Here is a 16,516-nt window from a genome sequence, read left to right on the forward strand (position 1 = left end):
CATATATATTTATTACTTTCATAGATAAACAGCTCTTTATTTTACCTTTTATTAACAATTTATTATATTCAAAAAAGTTATATTAAGGATATATTATGTATACTTTGTCTCATCAACTAGTTTTAAAATATATAAAAATAATAAAAAAGCACCAGGTAAACTGGCACTTTTTTTATTTAAGGCATATACTTTTTCAAAACAGGCTTCATTCGATCAACAACAAAGTGGCTTCCACCTCGGCCTTTGACATCCTCCATCATCCAAGCCATGAGTAAAGATGAACTTTTTGTGTCCATGGCGACGAGCCAGCCATTTTCGGTTCCGGTTGAGTTTTTAGATGCTTTGATTTCAGCCGTACCCGTTTTGCCTGCAATGTCGAGTTTAAGGTCATTAAGGCTGTGAGCACTTCCTTTCGGATGCGTGACAACTTGCTTGAGCATGCCTGTTAGCTGCTTCGCCTGCTTAGCGGTAATGACGTTTTTCTTCCAAATAGTTGGTTCCATTTTGTCTTTCTGGATAAGTGTAGGGGCGATTACGTTTCCTTCATTTAAAAAAGCCGTATAGGTTGCCGCTAAATGAATCGCACTCATTTGCACTTGTCCTTGGCCGTAGCCGCTGTCAGCCAGACGGCCTTCGCTGCTTATATCTCCAATACTCGATGCTTTAATCGGATATTCAAGCGGCAGTGTATCTTCAAAACCAAAGTCTTTCAGTCCGCTCGTAAATTTATCCTTCCCAAGGTCTAGTGCTTGACGCGCAAAATAGATGTTATCAGAATAAATAAGCGCATTTTTCATATCAATCGGAATGCCCGGATTCGCTACGCGTGTAATCGAGTGATCTTTCCAATTTGATTTTTTCCATGTGAGCCCTTGAATACTGAGCGCTTTATTTGGATTGACGCCGTTTTTCAAAGCAACAGAGGCTGTTAATGCTTTAATCGTTGATCCTGGTGCATAGGTTGCACTAAAACGATTGAGCAATGGCTTGTCTTTGTTTTCTTCAAGCGCCTTTTGCTGGGCACTGCTCATGCCAAGCACATATTGATTCGGATCAAATGATGGACTCGAAACAAGAGCCAACGTTTCCCCTGTCTTTGGATTCATAGCTGCGGCTGTACCCGCTTCATTGTTATATTGCTTATAAATATCTTGTTGCAGTTCTGCATCAATCGTGAGCGCAATGAATTCTCCTTCTTTTCCTTTACGCTCTGCAATTACTTTTTCTGTACCATTATCGGCTTTGATATAAATTTTGGCGCCAGCTTCGCCTCGAAGTCTTTCTTCTAGCAGCTGCTCTAAGCCGCGCTTGCCGATAACATCATTAGCTGTATAGCCTTTTCCTTTTAACTTTTCTAAATCCTCCGCTGATGCTTCACCAACATAGCCAATTAAATGAGCGGTAGCTGCACCATATGGATAAACACGTTCTGTTACTTCCGTTACCGATACGCCAGGTATACTAATAAGCTTAGCAATCTTTGCGTCATTTTGCGGCAGTTTCTTAATTGGAACAAAATAGCTTGGCTGCACCCAAGATTGGTTCAGTTCTGCTTCAATTTCTTCTACTGACATGTTTAATAACTTAGCAACTTGTGAGATAACAGCGCCTTCTTCCCCCATCTTCTCTGGAACAATTCCAACTTGAGCCACGGTTCCATTGATTGCAAGACCACGCTCATAACGGTCGACGATTTCACCGCGAACAGCCGGGTATGTTTCAACGGATACTTTTTCGTCCTCCTCAAGCTCTGGGAAGATGTAGTTCGGACCCCACTCAATATACCAATTCTCTTTCTCATCTTTTCCTTCTTTTACAAGTGTCGCTTCATTTTTAAATTCCACTGGACCCGCGACTGTCTCCATCGAAACGGAATACGTTACTTCTACTTCTTCATCTTTATGCTTTGGCAGCTCTTCTGGAAGCTTATATTCTACTTTAAGATCTTCCATTTCAATGCCTTTGTAAATCTTCTCATAGCGTTCGCTAAACTGTTCTTCACTAATCTCTTTCTTTGCATCCGCTGACAAATAGTCGTACATACCCTCGAAATTCTGTTTGTTCCATAATTTTGTATAATCGGCGAAACGATCTTCTGGTTTCGGTTCGTCTGTACAACCTGTTAGCAGCAATAAACTAGTTAGTATCATGCTGGTGATAAAAGGTCTCTTTTTCATAACTTCCCCCTCTTAACATTACTCCCTATTATTTTAACAAAAATGGGACAAAAGTTGCGTGATAGAGTGACTGATTTCGGCAAATTTCTACAAGCTGGCGGGATTATGAGCAAATTTAGCGGGATTTTCCTCATAATTGGCGGGATTCCTTGACGTTTCCGCATGAATCACCCTTCAAGAAGGAGAGAACGTCTGCACTACTTCAAATCCTTCCCTATATTAAGGTATAATAAAAGGATGATTGAAATTACAAAGTTTGAATAATAGGTATTTAGCCGATATTAAATAAGTAAGAGAGCGATGTGGAGAAACTCATGGAAAGCCAATTGTTACAGTATACAGCCGAGCAAGTGAAGAAACTGTTGAATCCCGATTCTGCGCATGATGCAGCTGTCGTTGGAGAAGGGCTTACGTTATACACAAAAAATGTTGTTGAAACCTCGTCTCAGGGAGATGAGTGGATTCAAGCTGAAGTCTATGATGTAGAGCGTCATCAAGTAAAATTGGAGCTCCTCTTTCCACAAAACGGACGCTGTACGTGCGGAGCGAACTTCATCTGCCGGCATCAGCTCGCGCTTTTCTTTTCCCACTATAGTGAACTAGCGAGCGTCACAGAATGGATCGAAGAATGGCAACAGAGCAAGAAGCCAAGTCCCTTACCGATTCAAAAGGCTAGTGAAGTGTTCGCAAAGAAAGCTCAAGAGGCTAGCGGGCTTGCGAAAGACTATTTTGCTTATAAAGAGTTTGTTGCACACACCTTTCATGAGAAGGTCGAAAGCGAACTTCATGCACCTGCCTACCTGCTAGACGGTCATATTCAACAATATTTACAGGAATTAAAAGCGAAGGCGCCAATTGAAAGCGAATGGAAAATGCTGTATCACTTTACGACGCTCTTTTGTACGTTTTTACATACACTGCCATTATTGAATTCCTATAGTAGAAATACGCAAGTCGTTCGCACCTTCTATACGTTTGCTACGGATTTAACAGAGGAATTATACGAGATGGTGCAACCGCTTAGTCGCCAAGCCCGTCCGTTTGCTTTTGATCCGTTTATTGAAGGTTTAAAAGCAGATGTCGTGACGCTGCTTGACAGTCATCCATTGCTGACCTATGAACGGATTGATTTATATCGCGAAATTTGGTCCTTTCTTTTTTCCAATAGCACATGGCGAAAGGAAGAACTCGAGCGTGTTACACAAGAGTTAAATCAGCTAGAACGAGATACAGAGGAACGGAATACGTATACGATTGCCGCTATTCATTTGTCGGTGCTGGAGAACGATGATGACCAGGCAGCAGCATGGCTGCAAGAATTAAATGCCGCTGCTTGTCCTTATCTATTCTACTGGCTTCAATCTCTTCAACAGATGCGTCCGCTCCCATTTATTGAATTCGCGATTACACATGTCCGAATGTTTTTAGCAAATCTCGACGATTATTATGAGCGCGTTGATTTCGTGCGGACGTTTACGCGGCCAATCAGCCAATGGTGCTATAAGTCAAAGCGGCTCGATCTGCTAGAGAAATTTTACCGGGTCACATTGCCGCATAGTTATTGGAATTATGCGAACTTTTTATTCGAGCAGAAGCAGTATAAGAAATGGGTCGAGATGCATATTTATTCTGACATTAGCATTGATTTAATTAGTACCGAGCTCATTAAAGAAGTGACATCTGAAGAACCAGCCTTAATTTTGCCGCTGTATTATCATGCTGTTCAAGAGAAAGTGTCGTTAAAAAATCGCACAGCGTATAAGCAAGCGGTCCGCTACTTAAAGAAAATGCGCACAATTTATAAAAAGTTGAAGCAGGAAGAGACATTTGAACGCTATATGAACTATGTCACTAGCTCCACAAAACGGCTGCGTGCTTTTCAAGAAGAATTAAAAAGGGGTAAGCTAATCGATGGTTAATCTAGGAAAGTTAAAAATTAAAGTGGCACCGCTTGACCACGACTTGTATCGTCTAGCTGTCATCAATGAGGAGGAGCGATTTCTCGATACAATCCATATCCGCAGATTGTTGTTTACTTGGGATGACGCGAGCTTCTATGGGACACAGGTTACGACTGATATGTGGGAAGGCAAGCCTGTCTATACACTGGATGCATGGGGACTGTTGAACTTCTTCGCCCGAGAAAGCTTTAATTCTTTCATTGATTGGGAATGGTCAGAAGCTTCTTCTCTTTGTTTATCTGCAGCACCTGTATTGCACGAAGCGATTGAAGCAGGCCTGCCTATTCCTGATTTCGCAAGTCTGCAAGCAAGTGAATTAGCCTGGAAGCTCCCTGATGAGGTGGAAGAAGAATTTGTTCCTTCCTTTTGGGAAGAGACGATTTCCCCTGACTTGCAAACACTGACAGCCGAGACAAATCGCTCATTTATCGAGAAGTGGTATAACGGAGCTGCAAATCTATACTTGGAGAAATACTCTCCCATTTCTCATAAATGGAGCGAAGCGATGACAGCCTTACAAGCCACTCAGCTATCTCCAGAGGAACTGCAAACATTCTTTGACCAAGAAAGCTGGGCAGAATGGCTCGGCCTAGCAACGGACGAGAAGCCCTTTACGATTGGGCTTCGTTTAAGCGAGCCTCCAGGCGGAGAAGGAGCGTGGACACTTGACGTTATCCTTCGTTCGAAAAAAGACGCCGACATTACGGAAGTATATACAAAAAAACGGCTGCCGCGCGGCTGGAGTAAATATCGTGAAGCCATTGATAAAGTGATTGCCCGCTGGTCCAAGATTGTCCCTTGGCTGACTGAAAATGGGCAGTTTAAGCAAGAGCTATCTGAACTCGAAGCATGGGAATTCCTCACTGATGCGAGTGAAAAATTACTGTTTCTCGGAGCGGAAATTTTACTCCCTTCATGGTGGTTAACGCTCAAAGAATCGTCCCTTAAAGTGAAGGCCAAAGTAAAAAGCCAGCAAAATCGCGGGCCGTCCTATGTTGGTCTAAAAGCGCTAATGGACTTTGATTGGCGTTTTTCCCTTAATGGAGAGGATTTAACAGAATCAGAATTTGAAGCCCTTGTAAATGAAAAAAGACGACTTATTTACATTCGCGGACAATGGGTAAAGCTCGATCCTGCTTTTATTAAGCAAATCCAAGAGCTGATGGAAACGGCAAATGAAAAAGGGCTTCAACTGTCCGACCTCTTGCAGCAGGAATTATTGCAAGAGGGTGCGGGAGAAGAGGACGACGAACAAGATGACTTGCTGCGAATTCAGTTCGAACTGAACCAAGAGCTTCGCAAAATGGTGAGTCATTTACGTGAAACGAAGAATATTCCCTTGCTGCCTGTGCCGAAGACATTACACGGGGATTTACGCCCCTATCAGAAGCTTGGGATGAGCTGGCTGTTATTCCTTCGTGAGCATGGATTTGGCGCTTGTTTAGCTGATGATATGGGACTCGGAAAAACGGTGCAAATGATTACTTACTTGCTTCATGTGAAAGAGACTTCTCAGGTAACAGAAATGGTAGAGACAGAAGCAAAGCCTGTAAAGACTGCACTCATTGTTTGCCCTACTTCCGTACTTGGCAACTGGCAGCGTGAACTTGAAAAGTTTGCCCCAAGCCTGCATGTTCATCTTCATTACGGGGCGAACCGTACAAAGGGAGAAGACTTTGCGGCGAAAATCGCAGATTATGATGTTGTGTTAACGTCTTACGGGTTAACGCATCAAGACGAGGAAGAGCTTGCAAGCGTTCATTGGAGCAGCATTATTCTAGATGAAGCACAAAATATTAAAAATGCACAGACAAAGCAATCGCGAGCTGTTCGTAAGCTGCAAGGACAGCATCACGTTGCTTTAACGGGAACACCGATGGAAAACCGTTTAAGCGAATTGTGGGCGATTTTTGATTTTATTAACAAAGGCTATCTTGGCTCTCTTGGACAGTTCCAAGAAAAATATGTCGCCACCATTGAACGTGAAGAGCAAAAAGACAAAATTAAAGAGTTGCAGCGTCTCATTCAACCGTTCTTGTTACGACGCACAAAACGTGATCACGATGTAGCCTTGAACTTACCGGATAAGCAAGAGCAAAAGGAATTCGTACCGCTTACGACCGAGCAGGCTTCCCTTTACGAGCAGCTTATTCAAGATACGTTCTCTAACCTTGAACAGCTCTCCGCCTTCGAACGCAAAGGGGTCATTTTACAAATGCTGAACAAGCTTAAGCAGCTATGTAATCATCCAGCCCTGTATCTTAAGGAAGAGGATGATAGTCTTCAAACGAGTCAGCGTTCAGGTAAGCTCGAGAAGTTAACAGAGCTCGTCGATGCAGTGCGAGAACAGGATGAAAGCTGTCTAATCTTTACGCAATATATTGGCATGGGCAATATGATGAAGGAATTACTAGAAAAACGCTATGGGATTGATGTACCGTTTTTAAACGGCAGCGCCAACAAGAAGCAACGCGATGAGATGATTGCGAATTTCCAAGAAGGCAAGTTCCCGATTTTTATTTTGTCCTTAAAAGCAGGTGGAACAGGACTTAACTTAACAGCCGCGAATCACGTGATTCATTACGATCGCTGGTGGAACCCTGCTGTAGAGAACCAAGCGACTGACCGCGCCTATCGTATCGGTCAAAAACGTTTCGTCCATGTCCATAAGCTCATCTGTACCGGCACATTAGAAGAGAAAATCGATGAAATGCTCGATAAGAAACAAGCCTTAAACGACGAAATTATTAGTGGCGATAATTGGATTACCGAGCTTTCAACAGAGGAAATTAAAGAACTAGTGGCGTTGCATTGAGAGAATACCGAATAACAGCCACAAAATAATAAAGCAGGTGGAGAAAGTGACTCGTTTTTCTCTACCTGTATTTTTTTCTGAAAGTAGCAGGCATCCACCTGCTACTTTCGGTCTGTTATGGGCTAATACCCAACGTGATCTGTACTTTGTCGAGACCCCGCAAAGAAAATCTGCGGAACGACCGATTACCCTTGATGCGACTGAACATGCTTTCGGCCTCAGCCTTGTGTCAAGCATAGATTGCGTTTTCTCTTCACATCTAAGGGCCGCGGCTTTCATTTCTCCAAAAATTGTATTCCAATGAACTTTAAACAAAAAGGAACAAATAAAAAGGAGCGCCAAAAAGTCAGGGTAACTGACTTTTTGGAAAGCTCCTTCTTCCTGGATTTTGTTCTTCAAAGCTCTGATGGCGGACATTCCCCCTGTCCTAGTTCCTCCATTTTGTCCTTCATTGGATCTGATGAAAGCCATTTGTCTGATTCAGTTACTAGGAAAAGTCCTTCATCACTCTTATGAAGGCCCTTTGCTGGGTCTAGTTACTGGAAAAAGTTCTTCATGACTCTTATGAAGGACATTTGCCGGGTCTAATTGCTGGAAAAAGTCCTTCATCACTCTTATGAAGGACATTTGCCGAGTCTAGTTGTTGGAAAAAGTCCTTCATCACCCTTATGAGGGCCGTTTGCCGGGTCTAGTTGATGGAAAAAGTCCTTCATCACCCTTATGATGGACATTTCCCTGGCCTAGTTCCCCCATTTTGTCCTTCAACTAAACGAAGAGGCTACCCCGAAAGCCATTTTTCATGACTTTTGGGACAGCCCCATAAAAAAATCCAAAGACATTTCAATGAACTCTAACCTTTAAGTCTGTTCATGATATTATTAAGCTCCGTATCGTGCTTACCTGTCTTTGAACTTAGATAGTCAATATCTACTTTCATACCTTTCATCTCATTAGAAACAACTCCAAAGACTTTACGATGTTCATCTAACTTCTCGTTCGTATATTTGAAATTGCTACTGAGCTCGGAGGAAAGATTATCAACTTTTGTTTCAATTCGTCCTTGGCCTTCTGTTAAATTCGTTACACCTTCTTTTAAGCCTACTACATCCTTCTTTAAATCGGTTACATCTTCTTTTAAATCTACTACACCCTTTTTTAAACCCGTTACGTCTTCTTTTAAACCGACTACATCCTTTTTTAAACCTGTTACGTCTTCCTTTAAACCGACTACATCCTTTTTTAAACCTGTTACGTCTTCCTTTAAATCCGTTACATCTTCTTTTACATCTTTAATCTCACTTAGAATTTGTTTTAAGATTTCCTCCATTTCAATTCACTCCACGCTCTTTTATTAGAGTATAACACATAGACTTTTTTCTCTTCCGTCGATCCTTCACCATAATGCTGCTTGGAAAACAACATCCCATAGCAGAGCCAATGATAAAAAAAATGACTGCAGAAGCAGCCATTCAAAAATGAGGGGAATCAATTATAATTGATTCAATAGAAGGAACGTTCGGGGTCGGTCTTACGTGGTGAATCACCATGCCGTGATTCAAAGTTCGGAGGGAACTAAGATGTATGTTGCTCAGCGCTGAATTCTACTTTCTAGTTTTGGAGTTCTGTTAACCTTTGTTCCAAAGCTTCGCAACGTGCTTCGACGAGCTGTAGCTTCCGCTCAAAATTGGCTAACGCTGCTTGGTTCGTGACTGTTTTCACTTGAGTATTCGCAATGAATCGAATCAAGTTTTCAATCAGCTTCTCTGTTCGTTCGACGTCTTGAAATGAGTGAAATGAATGATTTCCTTTCAAATATATCTCACCTCCTACACACTACAAGCCAATAGACTCATATGCTTGCTTTGGAACGTCTAACTTCCTCGGTCCAACAAACTGAACCATTTCGGCCACTACTTCTGTTACATATACTTGCTTACCCTCTTGATTCTCATAACGACGTGTCTGGATTCTTCCAGTAATCCCAATCATTGAGCCGCGCCGACAATATTGGGCCGTATTTTCAGCCGTTTTCCTCCATAGCGTGCATTGCACAAAATCAGCATCGTATTCACCAGCTTGATTTCGAAAGGGGCGATTCACTGCAATCGTTACATTCGAAACAGCCTTTCCATCTGCTGTGTACCGCAACTCAGGATCTTTCGTCAAGCGTCCAACCAGGGTTACTTGGTTAATCAACATCTCAGCTCCTTTCTTGTTAAGATGCTCTTATCATACTGAAGCTTGCTCAAATTACCAAATCGACAAAATCTCATTTTTTTCACCCATTTTCGTGCTAAAATGGCATTTTCTCGTTTGAAACTGCTATTTTTAGGCTATATTTATAGTGAAAGTGGAGGAAATATGCCATTTTGTTATTTTTTTTAAAAATTTTTCCTTTTTTCATATTTTAGACAAACGTGTCGCATTCTTTCTATTCCTTCGTTATTTTTGAGTATGTTATAATAAATTGGAATATTTACATTTTTTTACGAAATTAAGAAGTAGGAGGAAGCATATGAAGTCATTTAAACTTATTTCATTACAAATTGTGAATGAAAAACTGCAGCTTATTGATATTCATCTAGTCGATGGGCTCATTATTAATAAAGAAGATCGTGCAAATACATGGCTTCTTGAAGCAATCGTCCCCCCTGAACATTATGACGAATTAAAACATTCCCTACCACGTGAACATGAAAATGCGCTTATCCAAGCAGTGATTACGAAAAAAGAAAACGACCCGGCCATGTTTAAAACGGTTTTAAAAACGCATAAACTTATCGACGGTCACGTTAGTCTTCTTTTCGTTGGCCACCTTCAAAATACACGCAGCAAATATGCAGAACTACTTCTTGAAGATTTAGTCCACAAAGGCTTCACCGGTGATTTACTCATCAAAGAATTCAAAGAAAAGATCCGCTCTAGACCTAAGCTTGCCACTCATAAATAACTCCATTTCTCTGTTATCCCACACCTAGAATAAGTGGGACATTGGCTCTAAAAAATAGTTCGATTCAACCATTAACCAAAAGGAAAAAGACTGTTTCCCGTAAGAAACAGTCTTTTCTTAGCCATTGTTATTTGTTGTCATTGTCGTCTTGATCTGTTAATGTGTCATCATTATCGTTTGGATCTAAGGCATCTTCTACGTCATCCGCGCCTTGTTTAACATCTTCTCCTACATCATTTGCATCGTTATTTACATCATCATTTACGTTGTTATCATTTACATCCTCATTTACATTCGGTTCATTCACATCGTTGTTATCTTCATCCATGATGTTGTTATCATTTTCTGGTGCTGGATCATTATCGTCATTTGTCCCGCAACCAACTAAAAACATCGCTGATAGGAATGAGCCACCAAGTAGTGCTAATAGTCGTTTTTTCATTATGCGTAACCTCCCTTCTTCCCTCGACAGTAAATATGTTGCCCGAATTCGACATTTACTTGCGTGTTTTTCAAAAAAAAAAAGAGAGGAGATGTTCATCTCATCCCCTCTCTCACCTTATTCCTTATCACTAAAAGCAAACATAATCTCGGTTTCACAGGCTACTTCACCATCAACCGTTGCTACTGCTTTTCCTTTACCAACAGATCCTCTTAAACGTAAAATTTCCACTTCTAGGCGAAGTTGGTCCCCTGGCTTCACTTGGCGTTTGAAACGGCAATTATCAATGCCCGCAAAAAAAGCTAAGCGTCCTTTATGTTCCTCTTGCTTTAACACCGCAACAGCACCCACTTGAGCCAATGCCTCGACAATTAATACCCCCGGCATTACTGGGTAATCTGGAAAATGACCATTAAAAAACTCTTCATTCGCTGTTACGTTTTTCAATCCAACCGCTCGTTTTCCCTCTTCGATTTCAATGATTCGATCCACTAATAAAAAAGGATAGCGATGTGGAATAATTTCTTTAATTTGCGTAATATCTAACATTAGATTATACCTCCTTTATTTAAAAACAACCGCATCATGCACCTTCATTGACGATGTCAACAATATGAGTCCACGTTGAGATTCTAAATACATCTACTGCATTTCCGCTCCCAATGACACTATACCCAATTAATGCCCCTATGATAACCATAAGGACGATTAAAGCAGCAACAATCAACAACCGAAGCCAAATTGGTAACAGCCGAATTTTAATTTTCTCATTTTGTCTTACTTCCTGTTTTGGTTCTTCTTCCCACTGTTGTTTTATTAAACTTCTTTGCTCCATTTTATATCATGTAGGCTCCTTTTTAGAGATTCGCTTTAACTTTATCACGTTTTCATAAACAGTACGAGTCCCAACCTTCGGCAAGACTAGGCCCATTTACCCCACTCTTAACGGGCAGTAAGCCCCACACCTCAAGATTCAGAGTGAACACGGAAGATAATAGGTGGGGAACAACTGCCCTCACCTAGCTGCGGCTCCTAGCCCCTCGAGGTCATAAGATGAAATGCTTGTCGGGGCTGAACAGTCGCCTCACTTTCGTAGCAAAGGTCCGATTGGTAAAATACAGTGAAACTTACCTTTGTGGTTTTCAAAAGTATAGTTGAACCAATCAGGTTCATACGGTCACTTGATTGCAAGCGAAGCTTGAAATCTTAGTGACCGTAGAACGTGACTAACCATCAGTGAGGATAAAGAAAAACCCCCACTGATGGAAGTTTCACTTTATGAAATGTTTAACGAATCGAGTTCACTAAGCCTAACATTTGATCTGCCATCGTGATGGAACGCGATTGGAATTGATACATTCTTTGAGCTGTGATTAAATCTGTCATTTCCTTTGAAAGATCGACATTAGATGATTCAAGCGCACCTTGTTTCATCGAAATATCTGTGCGTAAAGCGCCTGTTAGTTCAGTCAATACATCATCAGCCGTTACACCTAAGCCATCATAGTTATCCGGAAGCCCATATAAATTATCGCCTAGCTTTTCAAGGAATTGCGGTTTTTGAACCGATACAACACCTAGATTGAAGGTTTGTTCCCCCCCATCTGTTGTAATTGCTTTTACTACGCCTTCATCAGAAATCTGGATTTCTTTAATGTCACCTTCAATGACAATGTCATTACCGTTTTCATCAAGCACGTTATGCCCGTCTGCTGTTACAAGCATGTCTTCATTTCCATTAGGCGATAGATAAAACGCACCGTCTCTTGATAAACGAATGACGTTCCCTTCTTCTACACCAATCATAAAGTATAAGTTTTCCTTTGTGAAAGCTACATCTAAATCCCGATTTGTCGTCTTTAGGGAACCTTGAGACTGGACATTTTGAATTTGACTAATCTTTGCTCCATTTCCTTGGCGAATCCGAAGCGGTGTTAAACGGCCCACTTCAGCTGCTTGATTCGGTTGATTATTCAATTGCTGAACAAGTAAATCTGTAAAGCTTGCTTCGCCTCGCTTAAAACCAGTTGTCTCAACATTGGCCATATTATTGCTAATAACATCGATTTGTTTTTGCAATTGGCCTAGCGTATTGCTTGCTGCTATCATCGTTCGATTCATCGCTATCCCCCTTCATTTACGCTCATTTCTTGAGGTTATCCAATTTTACCCACTTCATTCACCGTTTTATTTAAGCTTTGATCATAAGCTTGCAGCACTTTTTGATTGGCTTCAAAAGAACGATATACAGACAACATTTCCGTCATTGTCTGCGCTGCATCTACATTGGAGTTTTCAATATACCCTTGCTTGACTTTAAAAAATACGTCGTCCTCATCGTACGCATTCGTAAGTTCTGCATCGGTACTAAAAAGACCATCGCCTTCTTTTACAAGCTGCCCAGCAGGGTCATTAGAATAAGCAATGCCAATTTGAGCAACTTGTGCAGCATCTTGTAAAATAACGCCATTATCAGATACTGTAAACTGATCATTATCTAGTTGAATCCGCTCGTTATTCTCATCTAACACATAATAGCCACCGGACGTTGTTAAATAGCCTTGACCGTCCAAGGTAAAGTTTCCATTGCGTGTGTAACGTACATCGCCATTCCCATTTTGAACAGTAAAAAACAACGCACCCGCCACACCTGTCTCTTCATCAATGGGCATTTCGCCATGTACTAAGGCAAGATCTGTTTTCAAATCTGTTTGTTTAATATCACCTTGTTTAAATAGCGGATTCGTTTCTTGTATATATACGCCTGTATTCAAGCTGCCGACCTGTGCAAAAGAAGGCATTTTCTTTTCATTCCCATTTGGGATCGTTTCATCTGCGATTCGATTCAGCAGCATTTCCGGAAAAGAGCGTACGCTCGATTGATCAGCTTTATAGCCCGGGGTATTCGCATTCGCCATATTGTTTGTTAACATTTCTGTCCGTCTTTGCTGAGTTAGCATCCCTGAAGCTGCTGTATAAAATCCTCTTAGCATCCTTATATCGCTCCTTCTCATATGTACCGTTCCATTTTTGACCGTATATGTACATTATCGGCTGTTTCTATTTATATTTGAAGTTAAAAATGCAGGAGAATATTGGTATGAAGGATCAAGGAACTCTCTTAAAGGCTATACAAAAAAGGATCTATTGCTCAACGGGCTTCTGTTTCATCCCCTACTTATCTGAACGTTAGATCCTTCTTTCACATCATTTAATTAAATTTACGTTTTGGCAACTTGTCCATATTATCAAGCATGACACCTGTTCCGACTGCCACACAATCCATTGGATTTTCCGCTACTAATACCGGTACTTTTAACTCTTCTGCAAGAAGTAAGTCAATACCGTGCAATAATGCACCGCCGCCTGTTAAAATAACACCACGATCGATAATATCCGCTGAAAGTTCTGGCGGTGTTCTTTCAAGCACACTTTTCGCCGCTTGAACAATGACCGATACTTGTTCACGAAGAGCTTCTTCAATTTCCTCTGAATTCACCGTAATCGTTCTCGGTAGACCCGAAACCATATCACGCCCGCGAATTTCAATTTCTTCTTTACGTGAACCAGGGAAAACAGTCGCTACTTGAATTTTAATATTTTCTGCTGTGCGCTCCCCAATAAGCAGCTTATATTGACGTTTAACATAGTGTAAAATCTCATTGTCAAATTTATCCCCAGCCATTTTAATCGAAGAAGACGTAACGATATCCCCCATAGAAAGAACCGCGATGTCTGTCGTTCCGCCACCGATATCAACGACCATGTTTCCGCTCGGTTGGAAGATATCCATTCCTGCTCCAATTGCAGCTACCTTTGGTTCCTCTTCTAAATACACCTTTTTACCGCCGCTTTTTTCTGCTGCTTCTTTAATCGCTTTTTGTTCAACGCTTGTAATATTTGTTGGACAACAGATTAAAATTCTTGGCTTGGAAAGGAAACCTTTCACATTCAATTTATTAATAAAATGTTTAAGCATCGCTTCTGTAACATCAAAGTCTGCAATTACTCCATCTTTTAACGGACGAATAGCCATAATATTTCCAGGTGTACGTCCGACCATTTTTCTTGCTTCTTCACCGACAGCCAACACACGATTTGTATTTTTATCAATGGCCACAACAGATGGCTCATTTAAAACGATTCCTTTGCCTTTAACATGTATTAGAACATTTGCTGTTCCAAGATCAATCCCAATATCTCTAGCAAACATTTGTTTATATCCTCCTTGATTATCCTCACGTGAAACCGAAACTATCCTAATTTTATATTTTATCATATTGTCTTATGACAAGTAAGAGTCAAAACAGAAATCCTGTCGAATTATGTCTCTTACGGTAAGAAATACATAGGCAACTCTTATCTTTTCACGACAAACTAAACATCAAAACGTACCGATTGTTTTCATGTCCAGTTAAAAATCACGACCTTTATAAGGTACCATATTCCTACCTAAAATGCCTAAAAAAAACCACCTACAACATTTGTAAGTGGCTTCGGTTACTAATTTACAATTTCTTCCTCTCTCTCAGAGCGCTTATATTTGAGCTTGGTTGCTTCGCCTCCTCTAAGGTGACGAATGGATTTATGATAATCCAATATATCCTTCACTTCATTAGCCAATTCAGGATTGATCTCTGGAAGTCTTTCGGTTAAATCTTTGTGAACGGTACTTTTGGATACACCAAACTCTTTTGCAATGACACGCACTGTTTTCCTTGTTTCCACGATATACTTTCCTATCTTGATAGTTCTTTCTTTGATGTAATCGTGCACACCACTCGACCTCCCCAAGTTGGATGTGAGAAGTGTGAAATGAGATTCGTTTGTCGAATCTAATGGTGCTAACATTTTCCTTCAATTATAATAGACGAGTCCTCACCTCAAACACTCTCTTTGTACGGTTTCTAACAGTGTATTAGCTTGGGTAAGGATATATACCATAAGACAAGCGTTTTTTTCAAAAAATTGACGATATTGGGCTTTTTAAATAAATAATAAATATAAATAGCTGTTTATCTTCTATCGAAATTTTTAATTTATCGTCGAGTTTTTCATTTTATTTTGTCTATAGCAAAAGAAACCCGCCTGTGAACGGGTTTCCTGCACCAAATTGTTCAGTTGTCGCATCATAACATGGGTTGACGAATGCTTTTATTGTACTGGTTGTTCGTCTGCTTCGTTTGAATTGCTGTTCTCTTCTTGACTTGGTTCTTCTTTTGTATCTTCTTTTGGTTCTGCTTCTACTTCTTCATCATCTGAAGATACGGATTCTGTTTGAATAGAAGAAGCTTGCTTACCTTCATAATCACTTGGATTTACCGCAACTTTATCTTTGCGGATTTCAAAGTGAACATGTGTACCTGCGTCTTCATTGATTTGACTTTTTCCTGCAGTAGCAATTGCTTGTCCTTGCTTCACTTGATCTCCAACCGCAACTTGAATGTCTGTAACAGCTTGATAACGTGTTACAACACCATCTTCATGCTCTACTTCAATGACATTTCCTAATAAAGCATCTTCTTGCACTTTTGTTACGACGCCACTTAAAGCAGCTACTACATCAAAGGCTTTTCCATCTTTTTGTGCGATATCAATTCCTTTGTTTGGCTCATAGCGGTTATCATAAGAAACCAATGCTTCTTCCTGTGCTTTTTCATCAGCATTCACATCATAGAATGGCTTCTTTACGACAGTACTCGCAACATCTTTCACTGGCATTTGAATCGATTCAAGACTGCTGTTTACTTCAACTGCAGGCTCATCGTAATTTTCACCTGATTGTGCTGAATCCTCTACCTTGTCAGGACTAGCTGAGTTGTTGAAGCTATTTTGAACGATAAATACCAAGGCTAGGATAAGAGCTGCACTTGAAATGTAGATTGCTGGTAACGCCCAACGTTTTTTCAGAATACGTCGGAATTTGGAAGTAGATTTCTTTTCTTCCTCTCTCATAATTATCACCTCAGCAATCATTCTGAACAGATTGCTTAAAGAATATACATATCCTGAAAAATATTTTTAGATTTATTTTGTGACAAAGGTATTCCTTTTATGCACGGCTCTGTTAAATAATATTGTTGGAAAAGCGATTTTTGGCTCATTTCGTGTGAAGATCGCGGTTTCACACGGCTTTCAGCAAGCTGAAAGGTTGCTCTGGCGCCATGAAAC

17 protein-coding genes are annotated in these 16,516 nt (G+C 40.7%); 3 read left to right on the forward strand and 14 right to left on the reverse strand.

What is annotated here, in order from left to right:
• Positions 1-176: 176 nt before the first annotated feature.
• Complete coding sequence (locus V7068_RS00005; protein WP_499710356.1) at positions 177-2,177, reverse strand: penicillin-binding transpeptidase domain-containing protein; 2,001 nt, start codon at positions 2,175-2,177, stop codon at positions 177-179.
• Positions 2,178-2,491: 314 nt separating this feature from the next.
• Here V7068_RS00005 and V7068_RS00010 point away from each other — a divergent pair, with 314 nt between their 5' ends.
• On the forward strand, positions 2,492-4,096 hold the full coding sequence (locus tag V7068_RS00010) for a hypothetical protein (protein ID WP_499710358.1): 1,605 nt from the start codon (positions 2,492-2,494) through the stop codon (positions 4,094-4,096).
• The gene (locus tag V7068_RS00015) at positions 4,089-6,953 is read left to right on the forward strand and encodes a DEAD/DEAH box helicase (protein WP_499710359.1); all 2,865 of its coding nucleotides are present in this window, start codon (positions 4,089-4,091) and stop codon (positions 6,951-6,953) included. The genes V7068_RS00010 and V7068_RS00015 overlap by 8 nt, the downstream gene beginning before the upstream one ends.
• Here V7068_RS00015 and V7068_RS00020 read toward each other — a convergent pair.
• The 4 genes from V7068_RS00020 to V7068_RS00035 all read right to left on the reverse strand — a co-directional run bounded on the left by V7068_RS00020 (position 6,936) and on the right by V7068_RS00035 (position 9,149).
• Positions 6,936-7,370 carry a hypothetical protein gene (locus V7068_RS00020; protein WP_499710360.1) on the reverse strand — a complete coding sequence of 145 codons (435 nt, stop codon included), beginning with the start codon at positions 7,368-7,370 and terminating at the stop codon, positions 6,936-6,938. The two genes, V7068_RS00015 and V7068_RS00020, sit on opposite strands and share 18 nt — an antisense overlap.
• A gap of 433 nt (positions 7,371-7,803) precedes the next feature.
• Positions 7,804-8,280, reverse strand: coding sequence for a hypothetical protein (locus V7068_RS00025; protein WP_499710362.1), 477 nt, complete (start codon positions 8,278-8,280; stop codon positions 7,804-7,806).
• Positions 8,281-8,561: 281 nt separating this feature from the next.
• Positions 8,562-8,765, reverse strand: coding sequence for a hypothetical protein (locus tag V7068_RS00030; protein ID WP_499710363.1), 204 nt, complete (start codon positions 8,763-8,765; stop codon positions 8,562-8,564).
• Between the two features lie 21 nt (positions 8,766-8,786).
• Entirely contained in the window at positions 8,787-9,149 is a 363-nt protein-coding gene (locus V7068_RS00035; RefSeq protein WP_499710364.1) for a single-stranded DNA-binding protein, read from the reverse strand.
• 319 nt (positions 9,150-9,468) lie between these two features.
• Here V7068_RS00035 and V7068_RS00040 point away from each other — a divergent pair, with 319 nt between their 5' ends.
• The gene (locus tag V7068_RS00040; RefSeq protein WP_499710366.1) at positions 9,469-9,903 is read left to right on the forward strand and encodes a YwpF family protein; all 435 of its coding nucleotides are present in this window, start codon (positions 9,469-9,471) and stop codon (positions 9,901-9,903) included.
• A gap of 127 nt (positions 9,904-10,030) precedes the next feature.
• Here the strand turns inward: V7068_RS00040 and V7068_RS00045 are convergent, their stop codons facing one another.
• From V7068_RS00045 to V7068_RS00085, 9 genes are all read right to left on the reverse strand, one after another.
• Positions 10,031-10,345 carry a hypothetical protein gene (locus tag V7068_RS00045; protein WP_499710368.1) on the reverse strand — a complete coding sequence of 105 codons (315 nt, stop codon included), beginning with the start codon at positions 10,343-10,345 and terminating at the stop codon, positions 10,031-10,033.
• Positions 10,346-10,462: 117 nt separating this feature from the next.
• Positions 10,463-10,894 carry a 3-hydroxyacyl-ACP dehydratase FabZ gene (gene fabZ, locus V7068_RS00050; protein WP_119115758.1) on the reverse strand — a complete coding sequence of 144 codons (432 nt, stop codon included), beginning with the start codon at positions 10,892-10,894 and terminating at the stop codon, positions 10,463-10,465.
• A 34-nt stretch (positions 10,895-10,928) separates the two neighbouring features.
• Entirely contained in the window at positions 10,929-11,180 is a 252-nt protein-coding gene (locus tag V7068_RS00055; RefSeq protein WP_499710371.1) for a DNA-directed RNA polymerase subunit beta, read from the reverse strand.
• 452 nt (positions 11,181-11,632) lie between these two features.
• Complete coding sequence (locus tag V7068_RS00060) at positions 11,633-12,466, reverse strand: flagellar hook-basal body protein (protein WP_499710372.1); 834 nt, start codon at positions 12,464-12,466, stop codon at positions 11,633-11,635.
• 35 nt (positions 12,467-12,501) lie between these two features.
• Positions 12,502-13,338, reverse strand: a complete 837-nt coding sequence (locus V7068_RS00065) for a flagellar hook-basal body protein (RefSeq protein ID WP_499710373.1) — start codon at positions 13,336-13,338, stop codon at positions 12,502-12,504.
• 218 nt (positions 13,339-13,556) lie between these two features.
• Entirely contained in the window at positions 13,557-14,558 is a 1,002-nt protein-coding gene (locus V7068_RS00070) for a rod shape-determining protein (protein ID WP_127762187.1), read from the reverse strand.
• 290 nt (positions 14,559-14,848) lie between these two features.
• Positions 14,849-15,121: a sporulation transcriptional regulator SpoIIID gene (spoIIID, locus tag V7068_RS00075; protein WP_499710375.1), complete on the reverse strand. Its 273-nt coding sequence runs from the start codon at positions 15,119-15,121 to the stop codon at positions 14,849-14,851.
• A 378-nt stretch (positions 15,122-15,499) separates the two neighbouring features.
• Positions 15,500-16,300, reverse strand: coding sequence for a stage II sporulation protein SpoIIQ (gene spoIIQ, locus V7068_RS00080; protein WP_252292043.1), 801 nt, complete (start codon positions 16,298-16,300; stop codon positions 15,500-15,502).
• Positions 16,301-16,335: 35 nt separating this feature from the next.
• The coding region (locus tag V7068_RS00085) for a hypothetical protein (protein WP_499710376.1) at positions 16,336-16,516 on the reverse strand (181 nt) is incomplete at its 5' end.

Origin of the sequence: Bacillus sp. JJ634 (assembly GCF_036962285.1) — a bacterium.
GTDB classification, from domain to species: Bacteria; Bacillota; Bacilli; order Bacillales; family DSM-1321; genus Peribacillus; species Peribacillus asahii_A.